A 16,634-nucleotide genomic window follows, 5' to 3' on the forward strand; every position below is an offset into this window, starting at 1 on the left:
GGACGTTATTACCAGCATTACCAGTACCGTTAATCGCTGCTGTTCCTGTTAGTGTCAGGTTTTCAATGTTGGTGAGAGTGGCAATAGTAAAGGTAACACTAGATTGAATGGTATCTGTACCACCTCCTGGATTTTCGGTGATGGTGTCAGTGGTGGTATCAACAACGTAAACGTCATCACCTAAACCACCAATTAAGGTATCCATCCCATCACCACCCTGGAGTGTGTCATTTCCATCACCACCATTTAGGGTGTTATTAGCATCGTTACCATTTAGGATGTTATGACCAGCATTACCAGTACCGTTAATCGCTGCTGTTCCTGTTAGTGTCAGGTTTTCAATGTTGGTGAGAGTGGCAATAGTAAAGGTAACACTAGATTGAATGGTATCTGTACCACCTCCAGAAAGTTCGGTGATGGTGTCAGTGGTGGTATCTACAATGTAAGTATCGTTGCCTAAACCGCCAATTAAGGTATCAGTCCCAGAACCACCATTAAGAGTGTCGTTACCTGCTCCACCAGTAAGACTATTATTAGCACTGTTACCGGTGAGGACGTTATTACCAGCATTACCAGTACCGTTAATCGCTGCTGTTCCTGTCAGGGTGAGGTTTTCTACTCCCGCTGGTAGGGTGGTAGTAACATCAGCCGTGAGGGTATCGGTGATGGTTGTAGTTACAGTTGTGGTTGTACCCAAGTTGGCATTGGTGGGAGAAAACAGGAAGAGAGTAAAGGTTTCATCTGCTTCGTTAAGGTCATCATCGAGAATGGGAATATTGATGACTTGACTGGTAACATTAGGAGCAAAAGTTAAAGTTCCGCTAGTGGTAGTATAATCTGACCCTGCTATAGCCGTATCACCAAAAATGGTATATTGAACAGTAACCGTTTCGGTGCTGGCGCTGGAAAGAGTTACAGTGTAAGTGACATTTTGGGGACTGGTGTTGCCTTCGACTACCGTTTGGTTAGCACTGAGATCAATAATTACCATGACTATAATCCTGTGATTGAGTTGACAGTAAAATTGCTATCTCCACGGATTATAACCCACATCTCGCACTTCACTTGGTAATACATGAAGATTACGAAAATTGGGGTTAATGGTGGTTGAATAGCGATCGCTGAAGGGCTGTAATTCATACGTTTAAATATTGAATAATATCTAGGACTTACGCACTGTACAAATTCACCATGATGTGCATGAACGAAAATCCGTCGTTTCAGGCTTTTGTCGATTAACTTCCGATCAATAGCGAACTGCTTGCAGAAGCGCTTCGCTATCGCTCAAAAATCATCAAAAAATCATGTTAAAGTACCCGAAACCCATAACCCATATTTGGTTGATCCTGTCAATGCGTAAGTCCTAATATCTACATTTTTTGTAAAATTTATCGAAGTATTAACGTAGTACATTTTGAAGTGCGGAAAGTTGATTATACTAAAAACGGGTTACAGCCTTACTACTTAAATCGCTAAGAGTATTGCTATACAAAGATTTTTGCCCAGGCAAAAGTCTAGCAATCATCCGTTTTTAGTATATAATTAACTGCGTATAGACCTTTGTATCAAAAAATATTGACTTGGTTACAACTTATTCTGACTTACTAACCTTTAGCATCTATCTACAGATAGATTGTGATCAAGAATAAATAATGAAAGAATATTATCTATAAAAGTCCGAAGTTTAACAAAATTCCCACTCAAAACTCGATTATTTCCATCAAAGGGTAAATTTTGAGATGAAGGTTATTTATGGCAAGGTCACTCAGAGGGTGTTTGAAAAGTTTTAGATGGTGACTTTATACACTTGCAGATCCCCCCTAAGCCCCCTAAATCCCCCTTGAAAAGGGGGACTTTGATTCTAGTTCCCCCCTTATTAAGGCTCACAGGGGTAGGTTTTTAATATTAACTGTGAAGGCAGAACCAGGAAGACAAGGAAGGCTTGTCCTGAGCGTAGTCGAAGGGATGGATAAGAAAGATTTGATACGCACAACAGTATTTTGACGGACTTTTTTGGTTACCAAGAGCATCTGATTTTGTACGGTTTTCCTCCCTTGTCCACCTTGTCTTGCCCTCACGACAATGTAAAATACCTACCCTTGTGAGGGACTGGGGACTGGGGACTGGGGACTGGGGATTGGGGACTGGGGACTGGGGACTGGGGACTGGGGATTGGGGATTGGGTAATCAATTTTATTTTTACCAATCATCAATCATCAATTATCAATTATCAATTATCAATTATCAATTATCAATTATCAATTACCAATCATCAATCATCAATTATCAATTATCAATTATCAATTATCAATTATCAATTATCAATTATCAATTACCAATCATCAATCATCAATTATCAATTATCAATTATCAATTATCAATTATCAATTACCAATCATCAATCATCAATTATCAATTATCAATTATCAATTATCAATTATCAATTACCTTAATCTTTTTCTGGGAAAGTTACAGTTGGTAATCCTTGATTATTAATCACTATTTTACCACCTAAATTTTCAATTTCTTGAATTGCACGGTTGCGGGTTTTTTCATCTACGTTATTTTGTAAAACCATGCTCCAACTGGCAATTCTAGCATACTTACTATCAGGGTTTCTTTCTAAAAATTTAGCAGTAGATTGGGACAGAGAAACTACATTTTTACTGTCTTGATCATCGTATTCACTAGCCCATTCTGCCGCTTTGAGAAAAGACTTACTTGCGGCTTGGGAGTCACCTAAAAATAATAACTCATCTGTGCCTTTATAACGCCAGATATAGTAAGATTTTTCTGGGATTTTAGGAGATAGGGATTTTAAACTTTTATCCATTAATGTAATAGCTCTTTCTGGCATACCTGCATATAAAGAACTACTAACAGAAAGACCAAGATAAGCTTCTCTAAATTTCGGATCATGTTTAAGGATGATTGCAAAAAATTCTGGACTTAAACTATAACCTATTTTATCTCTAACGGGATCATCACCAAAGTATTGCAAAAAGTCAATATATACCCAATTAGAAATGAGGTTATCATAACCAAAAGTGGGTATTTGTTGCAGTAAACTCAAACGTAAAGCTTCTTTTTGTTGTTCTTTTTCCAAAGCTTCCACAGACATAGATTGTTCGCTGTTGATAAGTTCTTGCAATCTCGGAAATTGACTTAAACTAATTCCTAAGATGCAGAAACAAGCTACTAAGGGCGTAATAATAAATTCACGAGATAACAACATAATTTTTCTTAGCTTTATCAGCAAATTTACCTGACTGTATATTTTACCTGGCTTTGGAACAAGTTCGTAACAGATTTACAATAGGAAATGTTTAATATAAACTTACATTTACGTTAAAATACTTATATTAAAGTTAAGTTTATTAAACAAACACTAGAAAAAAAAACCAATATAACCAACAATAAGATTTTGATACAACTTTAACCCTGTACATATACATATACATAGCTATTATGGCTGAAACAAAGTTAGCAGAAGACTTGCAAATTCATGCAGAAGGTTCTGAAAAACCAAATAAATTCCAAAAACAGCTAAATAATCTGGATTTCAAAAAAAATGGTGTGAGTTTCAATGATATAGTTGACATCATGAAAACCGCCATAGCCGATGTAGTCGAATTAGAAATTGAAACTTCTGTTTTTGATGCTTCTTCATCATTTACGGATGAGTCACAAACTGCTAAACCAGAAAATAAATTGTTGACGCGCATCAATTTGATTGATGGTGATATCAAAAATGAAGTAGGTAGTAAATTTATTGGTGATGGTCCCTATGCAGAACTGAGGGAATTTCATTTAAGCCAAGTGAAAGAAAGTCGGGAAATAATTCAAAAAAATATAGAAAGTATCCAAAAGTTATATGAAATTTTGATGGCTATGCTTAAACATAGTCAAAACAATCAAAATTCACAACCATCAAAACGTCCTTAATTAGTTGGTTGATAGTGAAAGGGGCAGATTTAAAAAATATTCTCAGTCCGTTTTAAATCTACCTTTTTATATCTAGGAAATTTAAATTTCAGTTTTTATATAACAATGAAAAATCTATGATTGCAAATCTTCTCACTATATCTAAATCTAAATAAAGTCTCAATCAGGAGAAGCATATTGCTTGTATCGCTTCAAGCATCAAATTCATGCTCATGTAGAAAATTTGTTAATAAGGTTGTTATCATGTTTGCTAAAATTCAAAATCAAAAAGCTTTGGAATCTAAATCTCAAGATAATCAAAATATTACCAATCTTGGCACGGTAAACAAAGCCAAAGATTTACTAAATAAATTTGTTGATTCAGTCAATGTCTTGGTGAAAGACATTACAACTTTAGAAGTAAACACGATAGTTGTGAGTAATATTAGCGGTTCTAAGTTTAATCCTTGGCAAGCATATTACAATATTTATGCTATAAGTGATCCAAATTATTTTACAGATAAACAGATTGTTCTAGATTTGCAGGAACGTTATATCAATATATTTTTACAACTTGAAAGAGAATATATTTACATACTTTTAGAGCAAGAGCTAGAATATAAAGAATCTGGAAAACCAGATGGTGCAGTCATAGATATATATAATAAACGTCTGCGATATATAGATGAAAATAGATTAAATGCAGATGGAAAAAAAGAATCAAAGTCAATGTTACCTTCTCCTTTTGGAGATCATGAAAATAATGTAGATAATTATCAGAAAATCTCAAAAATTTTGAGTAATGATAAATTTGTGTTGACTTTGCGTAAAGTTTCGGAACTAAAAGCAGCATTAGATGGTGGTGATATCACAAGTGATCAAGTAGATACGATTTATGCTCAAACGATAATGCAATTAGACGGTGATATTATTACCCGTTATCATCGTGATTTATTTAATTTAAAAGAAACCGATCAAGATATAGTTATGAAAATTCATAATGATGGTGTAGTGTCTGGTGAAAAACAATGGCGTGAAACCATCGAATTTCTGATTAATTTTGTCAAAAATATTGCTGGTTTATCTTCTGGTAAAATTTAGATTTTTCACTAAAATTAATCAGAAAGTGCGTCAATAAAACCAGATGTAAATTCCTCGTTTGACGCACTATAAAACTATTTTGGCTACTTTAATGATAAATCAAGATAAATTTAATCAAGATATCAAGATATATTTGCAGGGTACTTAGGGTGTTATGAAATTTAAACAAAAAATCAATAAAGCATATAGTAATCATAGTTTTTCATTTTCTTTGCAAGTTCCTCCGGGCAGTAGTTTTGTGGAATTTAAAGTTGATGAAGGAGAGTATAGTTTTTATTTGAATAATTCAATTATAGAGCAAATTGAAAAAGCGCAAATCCAGGGTTTATCTCTTTATATTCCTTCAGGGTTGGTATTACCTTTATGGTACTATACTTTTGTGACTGAGAATGTAATTGAGCCAAATAAAAACCAGGTTAATTATAAAAATCCCAAAGTTTATTTTCTTGTTTATTTGTTTTTAGCTCAAATCTGGCAATTACTGACTAATAAAAATCCACAGACAAAGATTATTTCTCTATCAGGGTTCACCTTTAATTCTTATTATCAATCAAGGGCAGATCAAAAAATTAATATTATTTTGCAAACTACTGTGTTATTTGATGGTGATATTATCCACAAGATTCGTTATGATTTCCTAGAAAATGCAGATTGTTTAAGAATTGTCTCTGCTCATTATTGGCTAACGGAACAAATAATAAAGCGTCTTAGAAGTAATTTAAATTCTGTATATTGGTTTATATATGCAATTCTTCCTGCAAGTTTGATTATTTGGAAAGTAGCTGCGATCACAGGATGGCAATTTTTTATATTAATATTAGTCTGGATAATCCTATTTTTGCTATTAGCTATACTGAATCTATTTATTGTCAATGAACTGAAAAAATATATAGGGAGAAAAAAAAATCAAGAGCTTATCAATTGGTTAGTCTGGTTGATCACTAATTTATTTGTTAATGTAAGTAGTTTTTCAGATGTTCCAGTTATATTTTTGGGAAATTTAGTTTTAATAGTGTTGATACCACATTTGCTCAAGTGGTTACTACCAAAACTTGGTAAAATTCTCTTGAAGATAATCCTTAATTAAATTAGATTCAACATTTTTACTGTTTAATTTGACATAACTGCCAACATTGTTGAGCGATCGCCCAATCTTCTTGTGTGTGTATAACTAATACTCGCACATTAGAATCAAGTGTAGCAATATCTACATCAATTGGTTGTTGTTTATTTTTCTCCGAGTCTATTTTCAATCCTAAAAATTCCCACGCTTCACAAGCTGCTTGTCTGATTAATGGCGATTTTTCACCTGCTCCAGCGGTAAATACTAACGCATCTAAACCACCCAAACTAGCCAACATCGAACCGATACCAGTCCGTAACCGATGTACGTAAATATCCCAAGCTAGTTTAGCACGATAGTTACCTTGTTCAATTGCTGCCAGAACTTGAGGTAAATCACTGGAAACACCCGAAATTCCCCGTAGACCAGAAGCTTTATTTAAAACATAATCTAAGCTTTCTGCTGAGTAATCAGACTGACGCAATAGATAGATTAAAATTCCTGGATCAATTGAACCGCAACGACTTCCCATCATCAAACCATCTAAAGGTGTAAATCCCATAGTGGTATCAATACTGCGACCTTCTTTAATTGCAGCTAAAGAGCAACCGTTACCTAAATGGCAAGTGATTAAACGCAGGTCTGTCAAATCTCGACCAAGAATTTGCGCTGCACGGTTCGCACAGTATTGGTGACTGATACCATGAAAGCCGTAGCGACGGATACCTTTCTCTACCCAATCATAAGGACCGGGATAGACGGCAGCAGCATCCGGTAAGGTGCTATGAAAACCTGTATCAAATACTGCCACTTGTTTAACATCTCCCAAGCTTTGCTCAATGGCTTCTATACCTTCCAAAGCCGCTGGGTTATGGGCTGGGGCAAGGGTTGAAAGATTAGCGATCGCCTGTTTAACATCCTCATTAATTATAACACTATTGCGGTAATTTAAGCCACCATGTACCACACGATGTCCCACCACATCAATTTCTGATAAATTACTCAGTACCTTGGTAGCACTACGAGTAAGAGTATACAGCATATATGCTACATGGGCTTTGCGGGAGTCACCATAAATAGATTCTTGCAGTGTTTCACCAGTGGCGGTTTTTACCTCAATTTCAGCCACACCACGGTCTTGAGTCCAGTTAACTTTCCCTTCCCAAAGAGGTTTTGGTGCTTCTTGGGGAAGAGTTGCATCTGTAATGTCATACAAACAACTTTTTTGGCTACTAGATCCGGCATTTAAGACTAGAATCTTCATAGGATAATGGGAAACATAACCTGGTCTGATGCTGTCATGATTTTACAATTGCTTTTGAAAATCTGCTACCGAGTAGATGAAATTAGTGTTTGAAAATAAGCACATTTGAAAAATTTAGGAGTCAGTAGGGGCGAAGCATTCGGACAGAAATATTAGGGAAAAATCGAGAATTGAACATCCAAATGCTTCGCCCGTACAGGAGTCAGAATGTTTGAGTAGGGGTAGATGATGAAATAGTGATTTTTGGGTAGCATCTTAAATGTGTAAATTTGATATGATTGAACCGCAAAGGGCGCAAAGAACACAAAGGTAAGAGAGTTTAAGAGATTTTTTAGTGTTGCTGTGGTTATTTTTCCTATCTAGGAATAAGATCCCCAAGATTCGGGGATCTGAAGTTTTACAATTCTAGTTTTTCTCCGCGAATAGAATAATCTAATAATTCCATCGGGTGCATCAAAGAAATATTTTTACCCTGCAAATATTTACTAATTTGTAAACTACAACCTGGGTTAGGGGAAGCAATTAAATCAGCACCAGTATTGATTAAATTCTGGGCTTTTTGTTCACCTAATTCTTCAGCAACTTCTGGTTGTAGCAGATTATAAATACCTGCACTACCACAACACAAAGCTGCATCTATGGGTTCTTTTAAGGTGACTCCAGGAATTTTTCTTAATAACTGACGGGGTTGAACACTAATTTTTTGACCATGTAATAAATGACAAGCATCTTGATAAACTAAAGTTAAAGGTTTATCTGTTAAAGGTGAAAGTTCCGCAGTTAAACCCACATTTGCTAAAAATTCCTGTGCATCTTTTACTTTTGCTGCAAATGCTTTAGCTCTTTGGGCATATTCTGGATCATCAGCTAAAATATGACCATATTCTTTTAAAGTATGACCACAACCAGCAGCATTAATAATCACAAAATCGACATTTGTATCAGCAAAACTATCAATCATTTGTCTTGCTAAAGCTTTTGCTTGTTCAGTTTGTCCTTGATGTTCAGGAAGTGCAGCACAACAACCTTGAGATTTAGGAATTACAACTTCACAACCATTCGCAGTTAAAACCCTCACTGTTGCTTCATTTACCGGAGAGAAAAACAAACGTTGTACACATCCCAAAATTACACCAACACGATATCTTTTTTCACCCTTTGCAGGAATGATATCGGGTAAATTATCCTGAAAAGACTTAACAGTAATTTCCGGTAAAATAGACTCCATAGCAGCTAACCGGGGAGAGATTTTTTTCATGAACCCAGTAGCGCGTAATAACTGAGAAACCCCCAACTTTTGATAAACAAATAAAGGGAAAAGTAAAATTCTTAAAACATCAGGATTAGGAAACAGAGAAAAAATCAATTGACGGATTAACTTATCAGAAAAACTGCGGTTATAATTTCTTTCCACCTGATGACGAGTTGCGGAAATCAACTTATCATACTGCACACCAGAAGGACAAGTTGACACACAAGCAAGACAACCCAAACAAGAATCAAAATGTTGAACAGTAGCAGTATTTAAAGCAATTTCCCCCTCATTAATAGCATCCATTAAATAGATTCTACCCCTGGGTGAATCCATCTCCTTTCCGATTACCCGATAACTAGGACAGGTAGAAAGACAAAACCCACAATGAACACAACTATCAATCAACTTAGGATCAGGAGGATGACTAGGATCAAAACCCTGTAAATTCTTAACACTAGCAGTCTTATTCACCGAACTTTCCGAAACTTGCATGACTCTTTCTTCCCCTCTTAACTTTGCGTACTTTGCGTACTTTGCGGTTCGTTATTCTTAAACCTTAAATCCCACCAACAAACCGACCAGGACTTAAAATATAATTCCCATCAAACTGTTTCTTAATTCGCTGCATCATATCCAAACCATTACCATCATAACCCCAGATATCCAACTTTTCTTTTATTTCAAAAGGTGCAGATAAAACACTTAAAAAACCAGAATTAGATTGACAGAAATCACGCACGTTCAAAACCTGATTTTGATTTTCTAACCGCACCAAACCCAAACCGCTATTGAGATGAATCAACCCGAAATTAATTTTATTAATCACCTCCACCGCAGCAGTTGGTAATACTCCTATTTTGGCAGTAATTTCTGAATTATTACCATAATTATGTATTGTTTCTGGTAATTGTTGCCATAAATTAGCCTCATTTTCGGCTGAATAAATTGCCCCATTTAAACCTAATTTTTGACCAATTGCCAAAAGTCTGTTAGACTGTTCCTTCACACTTTCGCTAATACTTTGAAACCGGACAATTAAACCTATTCCGCTACCTAAATTTAAATCAGAAACTAATTGACTGGATATTAAATCTGCTTGAGTTGGTGTTAACTCAGAACCTTGAAGAATTGTAGCAGCTTGGGATATCGCTTCAGCTTTACCAGTTAATATTACAGTTCCCGATGTTTCTGGTAAAGGATAAACTCGAAAAGTGGCTTGACTGATAATTCCTAATGTACCGTAAGCACCGGTAAACAATTTCATCAAGTCGTAACCAGCAACATTTTTTACTACCCTTCCCCCTGCTTTGGCAATTTGTCCATCAGCGCGGATAAAAGTTATACCTAAAAGTTGGTCACGCACACCGCCATAACGTTGACGTAGAGAACCTGTATCAGCAGTAGCAATAATACCACCAATGGTAGCAAAAGGAGAAAAAGCAGGGTCAAGAGCTAAATTTTGCCGATATTTGGCTAAAATTTCTTGAAGTTCGCCAAATTTTATTCCTGCTTCTACGGTGACAGTTAGATCACCTACCGCGTGTTCTATGAGTCTGTTAATACGTTCTGTACTGACGACAATATCAATATTTTTACTTAAACCACCCCAATGAAGTTTACTTGCACTACCGCAGGGGAGAACGGACCATTTATTGCTGTTTGCAGCGGACATGACTGCGGCCAGTTGTTCTTGAGTGTGGGGATAAACGATACAACTGGGATGGGTTTTGGGGTTTATCGCTGCTTGAATACGTTGTTGCTGACTGGGTGCGAGATTTTCCCAAGGGAAGACAGCGTTTTCTGTGTTGATAATAGATGCTATGGTAGAGGCGATCGCATTCATTGGTTTGTTTTCCTATCCTCCTTATTAATGTACTGGTTAATTTAACAAAAATCATACACCAGAGGAAAATTGGTAAATTAATCTTTAGGAATTTTTGATTTTGTGCAAATACCCAACTGATCAATTGATAATTGAGAATTGACAATTGATAATTGTTTGATTCGGGAGCATCCCAAATGTGTAAGTTTATTTTTTGCTTGAGGTCAAGACGTGAAATGAACGAACCACGAAGGTACGTTCACCGAAGGTGTTCCCGAAGGGTAGGACACGAAGGGAAGAAGGAAGAAGAGAGTTTTTGGTGTTGCTACGGTTATTTGTTAAAAATTGGGATGACAGGAAAAATTTTTGCTTTGATAAGTTCTAAAAAAATGTATTATCCTTAATATCTAAGTGATGGTGATGGGAATTTTTTTGTGTCAACAGTAATTAAAAATTCGTTTCCGCGTCTTGTTTCTCTGGATGTATTTCGGGGAATTGCGATCGCCTCTATGATTTTAGTTAATAATCCTGGTAGTTGGAGTTACATCTACCCACCATTAGAACACGCAAAATGGCATGGTTGCACACCCACAGATTTAATTTTCCCTTTCTTTTTATTTATTGTTGGTGTAGCAATGCCTTTTTCTTTTGCTAAATATGCACGAGAAAACACACCAGAAAACCGTCCCACTAGTCAAGTTTATTTGCGAATAATTCGCCGAGGTTTGGTGTTATTTGCTTTGGGTTTATTTTTGACTTTGTTTACTTTTTTTCTCGATTTTACTTTAAAAGGAATACCCATTGATTTAAGTAAAATTAGAATTATGGGGGTGTTGCAGCGTATCAGTTTAACTTATGTAATTGCTGCTTTTGTGGTTTTACAACTTTCCCAACGTGGTTTATGGATATTTTCAGGAATATCGCTTTTAGGTTATTGGGTTGCAATGCAATTAATTCCTGTTCCTGGTTTTGGTGCGGGTAATTTATCTGCTGAAGGAAATTTTGCTGGTTATATTGATCGGATGATTTTAGGAAGTCAACATCTTTATCAAAGTGGACCATTTGATCCTGAAGGTTTATTTAGCACTATTCCCGCATTGGTAACAGTTTTAATTGGTTATTTTACTGGTTCATGGTTGCAAAAACAGCAGGTTAAAACTAGGACGAGTGTTAATTTAGTAATTTGGGGTTTGGGGTGTTTAATTATTGGGATATTATGGGGTTTTGTATTTCCGATTAATAAATCTTTGTGGACGAGTTCTTATGTAGTTTATACTGCTGGTTGGGCTTTATTAGTATTAGCTTTGTGTTATGAAGTGGTGGAAGTTCGGGGTTTAAAAAAATGGGGTTTTCCTTGGGAAGTGATGGGTTTAAATGCCATTTTTCTCTTTGTTGGGTCTGGGGTTGTGGGCAGAATTTTAGTTAAAACTTCTGTAGGTAGTGGTAAAGATGCAGTAGCTACAAAAACCTGGATTTATGATAATTTGTTTAGTGCTTGGGCGGGAAATATGAATGGTTCATTATTATTTGCTATCACTAATCTTTTATTATGGTGGTTAGTGCTTTATTTTATGTATCGTCGGCGTTGGTTTCTGAAAATTTAGTTGTTCATGAATTTTGCTATTAAACACTAAGGGACTTCCAGATAAAAAAATATTCAATTAATTTTTGTGGGGTAGGTATACTTCGACACGCTCAGTACAAGTCTTGCCTGCCCTTCAACCCGGATGGGCTAGAAGCCCATCCCACAAGATTGGATAATTTAGGGTTTGCTGAATAAACCTAAAACCTTGATATATCAAAGGTTAGAGGCTGATAAACACAGAAATTAGTGCAAGGGTTTTGAAGGGTATACCGGAAAAAGTGTGCATTTTTTGGGATTTCAAGAGATGGCAAAGAAATTTTCCAATCTCCTCCTGACTCCTGACTCCTGACTCCTGACTCCTATGCCCTCACGGAAAGACTTTCTCAGCAACCCCTAATTTATTGTTTGGAAGTTCCTAAAAACATAAAAAAACCACATTTATAAAATGTGGTAAACAAACATCATCAATTCTGTGATTTAATCTAATTCAGGTTCAACACCAAGCGCACGTAGTTGGGCAATTAATTTTTCTGTTTTCTGTCGTTCTTGTTCAGCTTTCTGGCGTTCCTGTTCAGCTTTCTGGCGTTCCTGTTCAGCTTTCTGTCGTTCCTGTTCAGCTTTCTGGCGTTCCTGTTCAGCTTTCTGGCGTTCCTGTTCAGCTTTCTGGCGTTCCTGTTCAACTTTTTGACGTTCTTCTTCCACAGGAGTTAACACCCAATTACCATCTTGGTCATACCAACGTAACCAAGGCATATTAACATTTTTGTAACTGCCCTGCCAAACTCCCAAACCTAATTCTAAATCAGGAATCCAAAAACGTAAATCTGATAAATTCACTTCAGTATAATGAGCGCCCTTTAACTCAAACATTCTAAATTCAGATTGATAACGATCAAAAATTGCGTAATAAGGAACTCTTAAAATTTGCTCATAAACTTCCCACTTAGTTGGGGGTTTTTCCACATCTCGCAAAGTTTGACCTAAATCTTCTTTTTCTGTTCCCGGTGATAATAATTCAACCACAATATAAGGATTTACAAATTCTTGCCAAACTACATAACTTAATCTTAAATCTCTTTCTTCATACAGAGAAGAAACACCAACAACCGCAAACCAATCTGGGCGTTTATGCCACAATGGATGACGACCATCGTAATATAAATTCATATCACTAGCTGTAAAAATTTGGTTGCTAGGATAGTTAGGGGGGCGAAATGTGTCTGCTAATAATTGTGGTTGTAGTAAATGAAATTGATCTGGCAAACCTTTCTCCTCCGGGTCTTCGCTAGGAAGATCATACATTGTTGGTAATGTTTCTTTAGGGGAAAGTGGTGGATCTGTTTGATACATTATTGGTATTCCTAAAGATACAACTTTGATCTCTATTATGTAGCACGATAATATGGTATTTGAAGATTTCTGGAGATTTTCAGAAGAACAACAATATCGCTTTTATAGGTAAAAACACAACAATTGTGTTGTATCCAAGTCATCACGATAAACACATTCAAAATTACTAAAACCGACTTTTTCAGAAATACTTTTTAGATTAGATTGAGTTTCCGGAAAATCCCTAGATGAAATATGACTATCGACCATTTTATACTCTTGAGGAGTTATTAAAGTCCAATCTTTTTTCACATTCCCTAAATAACGTTTAACATAACTATCTCTATCTTCATTTTCTTGACGAACTACATCAATTAAAATGAAAATTCCCCCTGATTTGAGCAGATTTTTGATATTTTTTATTACATCTTCTTTCTCTTCTAATTGCAAATGGTGGAGCGCAAAAGATGTAAACACAACATCAAATTTATTTGGTTCATTTTGCGCTAACTCATTCGTTAATTGCCAACAATCGCCTATGATAAAATTTCCCTGACAACCAGTAACAGCAATATTTTTTTTCGCATCTTCTATTGCGGGAACAGATACATCTATTCCTGTATATTCAGCAATTTGAGTATTTAATAAAGCTTGAGTGGTGAAACTCCCATCTCCACATCCCAAGTCAAGCAGAGTAAACGGTTTTTGCCAGTGTTTAACTAATAATTCATGGAGTACATTATATATTTCCCGATGTCCCATGTAATTGTTTTTTAACACTTTCTGGTAAATTTGCCATTGCTGGTTAAAAAACTCTGCTGTTAAGAGATTTTCTTCTTGAATCATTTCCAATTTTATCTGCTCTGTCATTGTTTTAAATTCCAGATATTTTTATTTTTAGATTGAAAACATTTTATCAGGTTTGGTGTGATAGTGGAAAGTTACTTATTTCCTGATGCATCAAATCATTTGGTAATCTTGTTTTTGTTCATTTAATGGTGGCCTGACACACAAATAAATCAACGCCCCAAAAAAGGGAACTAAAGCAAATAACCAAAATAATTGATTATCCTTCCAACCCCGTCGCGTCATATCATCCCCTAACAAAGCAGGAAATAATAGACTCAACATACAAAAATCTAAACTCATTACATTAATAAATCTGCTAGTTTGCCATTGTTGGATAAAATCACTCCAATTTCCTTGTAAACCATAAGCAAATAAAACCACCGCACCTAACATTAATAAAATTCCTGTGATGCGAGAATCAAAGATTTTCAGAAACAAATTTTTATTACCTGTAAATTCTTGATTTGGTTCTCTTAAAGCTAGATATGGTAAAAGTGCAAAAGCACCAAGCCCAAAGGAAACTGTAGCAAAAGGCCAAGCTGGTATTTTTTGCCTTCTGCCATCAATAAATAACACTGCACTGTAAATTAATGGCCATATTCCCATAATATTAAATAAGGCAATAATCGCAGGATTAATACCTTCCCAGTTTCCTGTAGAAAGATTGGTGATTAACTCTAAACTTTCTGGGAAATTATCAGGAGGTGCAAATAAAAAGGCGTAGGAAATAAATCCTAGCCATATTAAACCAAAAGAGATTTTTCTCAACATGATTTACCGAGTTTAGACAGTTTACGCAGTTTGACTAAAAGCTTCTGAAAGATATTCTGCTGCTGCTGCTACTACAGCGATCGCATTTTCATAGTCTAACCGAGTTGGTCCCAAAACACCTATACTTCCCACGGGTACAGTACCCCGACGATAACTAGAAGATATCAAAGAACAGGTTCTAATGGGTTCTAAGGGATTTTCCGTACCTATCCGCACCGTCACCTTGGGTTTACCCGTTTCCTCTATTTCCGATTCCTCACATATTAACCGCCATAACTGCTCTTGTTCTTCTTCCAATAAGTGCATAATCGTTTGTACCTGCTGCACTTGGGCAAACTCCGGTTGACGCAACACCTCACCCACACCCCGCACCATGATTTGTGTGGCTGAAGGTGCAACAGCACGACGGAGTAATTCTGTCAATGAACTTTTCAAAAATTCCCCATAACGTTGAAACTCTTGATCTAACTCACTCCAGTCAAGCTGGGCTAATTCCAAGAGTGTAAAACCACGCAGATGACTATTTAAAAAGTTAGAAACTATTTGTAATTCTCGATCAATTGTTTCTGGATCAGGTTTAGTTGCTGACTCTCTTGTAAACAGATCCATTACCTTGGAATGGGTTTCATAACTATCCGTTACCACAATCAGCATAACTTTCCCATCTTCAACTTGTAGAAGCTGTAAATGTCTTAATTGTACTATATTGGGTTGTGGCATAGTTATCAACGTAATACAGCCGCTTAATGTTGCCAAAATTTGCGCCGCACCTTGTAGTAAAGCTTCTAAACTCCAATCATCCCAATGTAGACGCTGTTGTAAAGTAGATTCAACCTCTTTAGCTAAAGCTGCCGACGGTTTCATCAACCTATCAACATATATACGATAACCCGAATCAGAAGGTACACGCCCCGCAGAAGTGTGTGGTTGGTAAAGTAACCCCGACTTTTCCAAAACACCCATAACATTGCGGATAGTAGCGGAACTGACACCAAGATCAAATTCCTCAATTAAAGCTTTAGAGCCAACTGGTTCAGCAGTGGCGATATAATGGCGTACAGTTGCCCAAAGTATATGTTGTTGGCGATTTGTCAGCTGGAATTGCATAGAATATGTTTTACTGAAGGCAAATTTTAAGCAAAGGTTGAAAAATTTTGTTAATGAAACAGTAAAAAAGATTGATTATTAATCAAAACAAGATGCTAAATTATATATTTATACTATATTAGTTAAGTGCAAAGCTTCCCGTGAGAACTTATTTTCTATGTAATTATTAATACAGCATAGCTCATATCATAAAACAGGCTAAATTCTCATCTATTTATCATATTATCTTATATGATTTCTTAATCAAGCTGTATTTTTAGCTACAAAAGTTAGATTTAGCTTCAGTTGCATTGCTAACTATTGGTGATTGGTAATTGGTGATTGGGAAAAATAAAATTGATTACCCAGTCCCCAGTCCCCAGTCCCCAGTCCCTCACAAGGTTAGGTATTTTACATTGTCGTGAGGGCAAGACTTGGAGGACAAGGCAGACAAGGTGACAAGGGAGGAAATACGTACAAATAATGTACAATTAGTAACAAAAACTGAGGCTAAACAGACCTTGTTTTGTATAAAATCTTCCTTGTCTACAATACCTCCTTGTCTTCGGTGGTCCTGCCTCAACA

At 36.0% G+C, this 16,634-nt stretch carries 14 protein-coding genes; 5 read left to right on the forward strand and 9 right to left on the reverse strand.

The window, feature by feature from the left end; all coding sequences use genetic code 11:
- A partial coding sequence (locus tag H6F45_RS09355) for a Calx-beta domain-containing protein (RefSeq protein WP_277876973.1) occupies positions 1–991 on the reverse strand: 991 nt, incomplete at its 3' end.
- Positions 992–2,179: 1,188 nt separating this feature from the next.
- Between H6F45_RS09355 and H6F45_RS09360 the strand changes: the two genes are divergently transcribed.
- Entirely contained in the window at positions 2,180–2,482 is a 303-nt protein-coding gene (locus H6F45_RS09360) for a hypothetical protein (RefSeq protein ID WP_190347030.1), read from the forward strand.
- Here the strand turns inward: H6F45_RS09360 and H6F45_RS09365 are convergent.
- Positions 2,450–3,235, reverse strand: a complete 786-nt coding sequence (locus H6F45_RS09365) for a hypothetical protein (protein WP_187039297.1) — start codon at positions 3,233–3,235, stop codon at positions 2,450–2,452. The genes H6F45_RS09360 and H6F45_RS09365 overlap by 33 nt on opposite strands.
- A 233-nt stretch (positions 3,236–3,468) precedes the next feature.
- Between H6F45_RS09365 and H6F45_RS09370 the strand changes: the two genes are divergently transcribed.
- From H6F45_RS09370 to H6F45_RS09380, 3 genes are all read left to right on the forward strand, one after another.
- A complete protein-coding gene (locus H6F45_RS09370; protein WP_190347031.1) occupies positions 3,469–3,945 on the forward strand; it encodes a hypothetical protein in 477 nt (158 codons plus the stop codon).
- 243 nt (positions 3,946–4,188) lie between these two features.
- Positions 4,189–5,025, forward strand: a complete 837-nt coding sequence (locus H6F45_RS09375) for a hypothetical protein (protein WP_137668074.1) — start codon at positions 4,189–4,191, stop codon at positions 5,023–5,025.
- Positions 5,026–5,179: 154 nt separating this feature from the next.
- A complete protein-coding gene (locus H6F45_RS09380) occupies positions 5,180–6,112 on the forward strand; it encodes a hypothetical protein (RefSeq protein ID WP_190347032.1) in 933 nt (310 codons plus the stop codon).
- 16 nt (positions 6,113–6,128) lie between these two features.
- On the opposite strand, the gene H6F45_RS09385 is transcribed toward H6F45_RS09380, so the two are convergent.
- From H6F45_RS09385 to H6F45_RS09395, 3 genes are all read right to left on the reverse strand, one after another.
- Positions 6,129–7,352: an acetate kinase gene (locus H6F45_RS09385; protein ID WP_137668072.1), complete on the reverse strand. Its 1,224-nt coding sequence runs from the start codon at positions 7,350–7,352 to the stop codon at positions 6,129–6,131.
- Between the two features lie 397 nt (positions 7,353–7,749).
- On the reverse strand, positions 7,750–9,099 hold the full coding sequence (locus tag H6F45_RS09390) for a (Fe-S)-binding protein (protein WP_190347033.1): 1,350 nt from the start codon (positions 9,097–9,099) through the stop codon (positions 7,750–7,752).
- A 64-nt stretch (positions 9,100–9,163) separates the two neighbouring features.
- Complete coding sequence (locus H6F45_RS09395; RefSeq protein ID WP_190347034.1) at positions 9,164–10,450, reverse strand: FAD-binding oxidoreductase; 1,287 nt, start codon at positions 10,448–10,450, stop codon at positions 9,164–9,166.
- Positions 10,451–10,863: 413 nt separating this feature from the next.
- On the opposite strand from H6F45_RS09395, the gene H6F45_RS09400 reads away from it, so the two are divergent.
- On the forward strand, positions 10,864–12,033 hold the full coding sequence (locus H6F45_RS09400; RefSeq protein WP_190347035.1) for a heparan-alpha-glucosaminide N-acetyltransferase domain-containing protein: 1,170 nt from the start codon (positions 10,864–10,866) through the stop codon (positions 12,031–12,033).
- 458 nt (positions 12,034–12,491) lie between these two features.
- On the opposite strand, the gene H6F45_RS09405 is transcribed toward H6F45_RS09400, so the two are convergent.
- The 4 genes from H6F45_RS09405 to hrcA all read right to left on the reverse strand — a co-directional run bounded on the left by H6F45_RS09405 (position 12,492) and on the right by hrcA (position 16,070).
- Positions 12,492–13,364: a Uma2 family endonuclease gene (locus tag H6F45_RS09405; RefSeq protein ID WP_190347036.1), complete on the reverse strand. Its 873-nt coding sequence runs from the start codon at positions 13,362–13,364 to the stop codon at positions 12,492–12,494.
- A 102-nt stretch (positions 13,365–13,466) separates the two neighbouring features.
- A complete protein-coding gene (locus H6F45_RS09410; RefSeq protein WP_199291245.1) occupies positions 13,467–14,213 on the reverse strand; it encodes an L-histidine N(alpha)-methyltransferase in 747 nt (248 codons plus the stop codon).
- A gap of 90 nt (positions 14,214–14,303) precedes the next feature.
- Positions 14,304–14,963: a DUF2834 domain-containing protein gene (locus H6F45_RS09415; protein ID WP_137668068.1), complete on the reverse strand. Its 660-nt coding sequence runs from the start codon at positions 14,961–14,963 to the stop codon at positions 14,304–14,306.
- A 21-nt stretch (positions 14,964–14,984) separates the two neighbouring features.
- The gene (gene hrcA, locus H6F45_RS09420; RefSeq protein WP_190347037.1) at positions 14,985–16,070 is read right to left on the reverse strand and encodes a heat-inducible transcriptional repressor HrcA; all 1,086 of its coding nucleotides are present in this window, start codon (positions 16,068–16,070) and stop codon (positions 14,985–14,987) included.
- Between the last annotated feature and the right edge of the window lie 564 nt (positions 16,071–16,634).

The organism is Sphaerospermopsis sp. FACHB-1194 (genome assembly GCF_014696235.1).
Classification (GTDB): Bacteria; Cyanobacteriota; Cyanobacteriia; order Cyanobacteriales; family Nostocaceae; genus Sphaerospermopsis; species Sphaerospermopsis kisseleviana.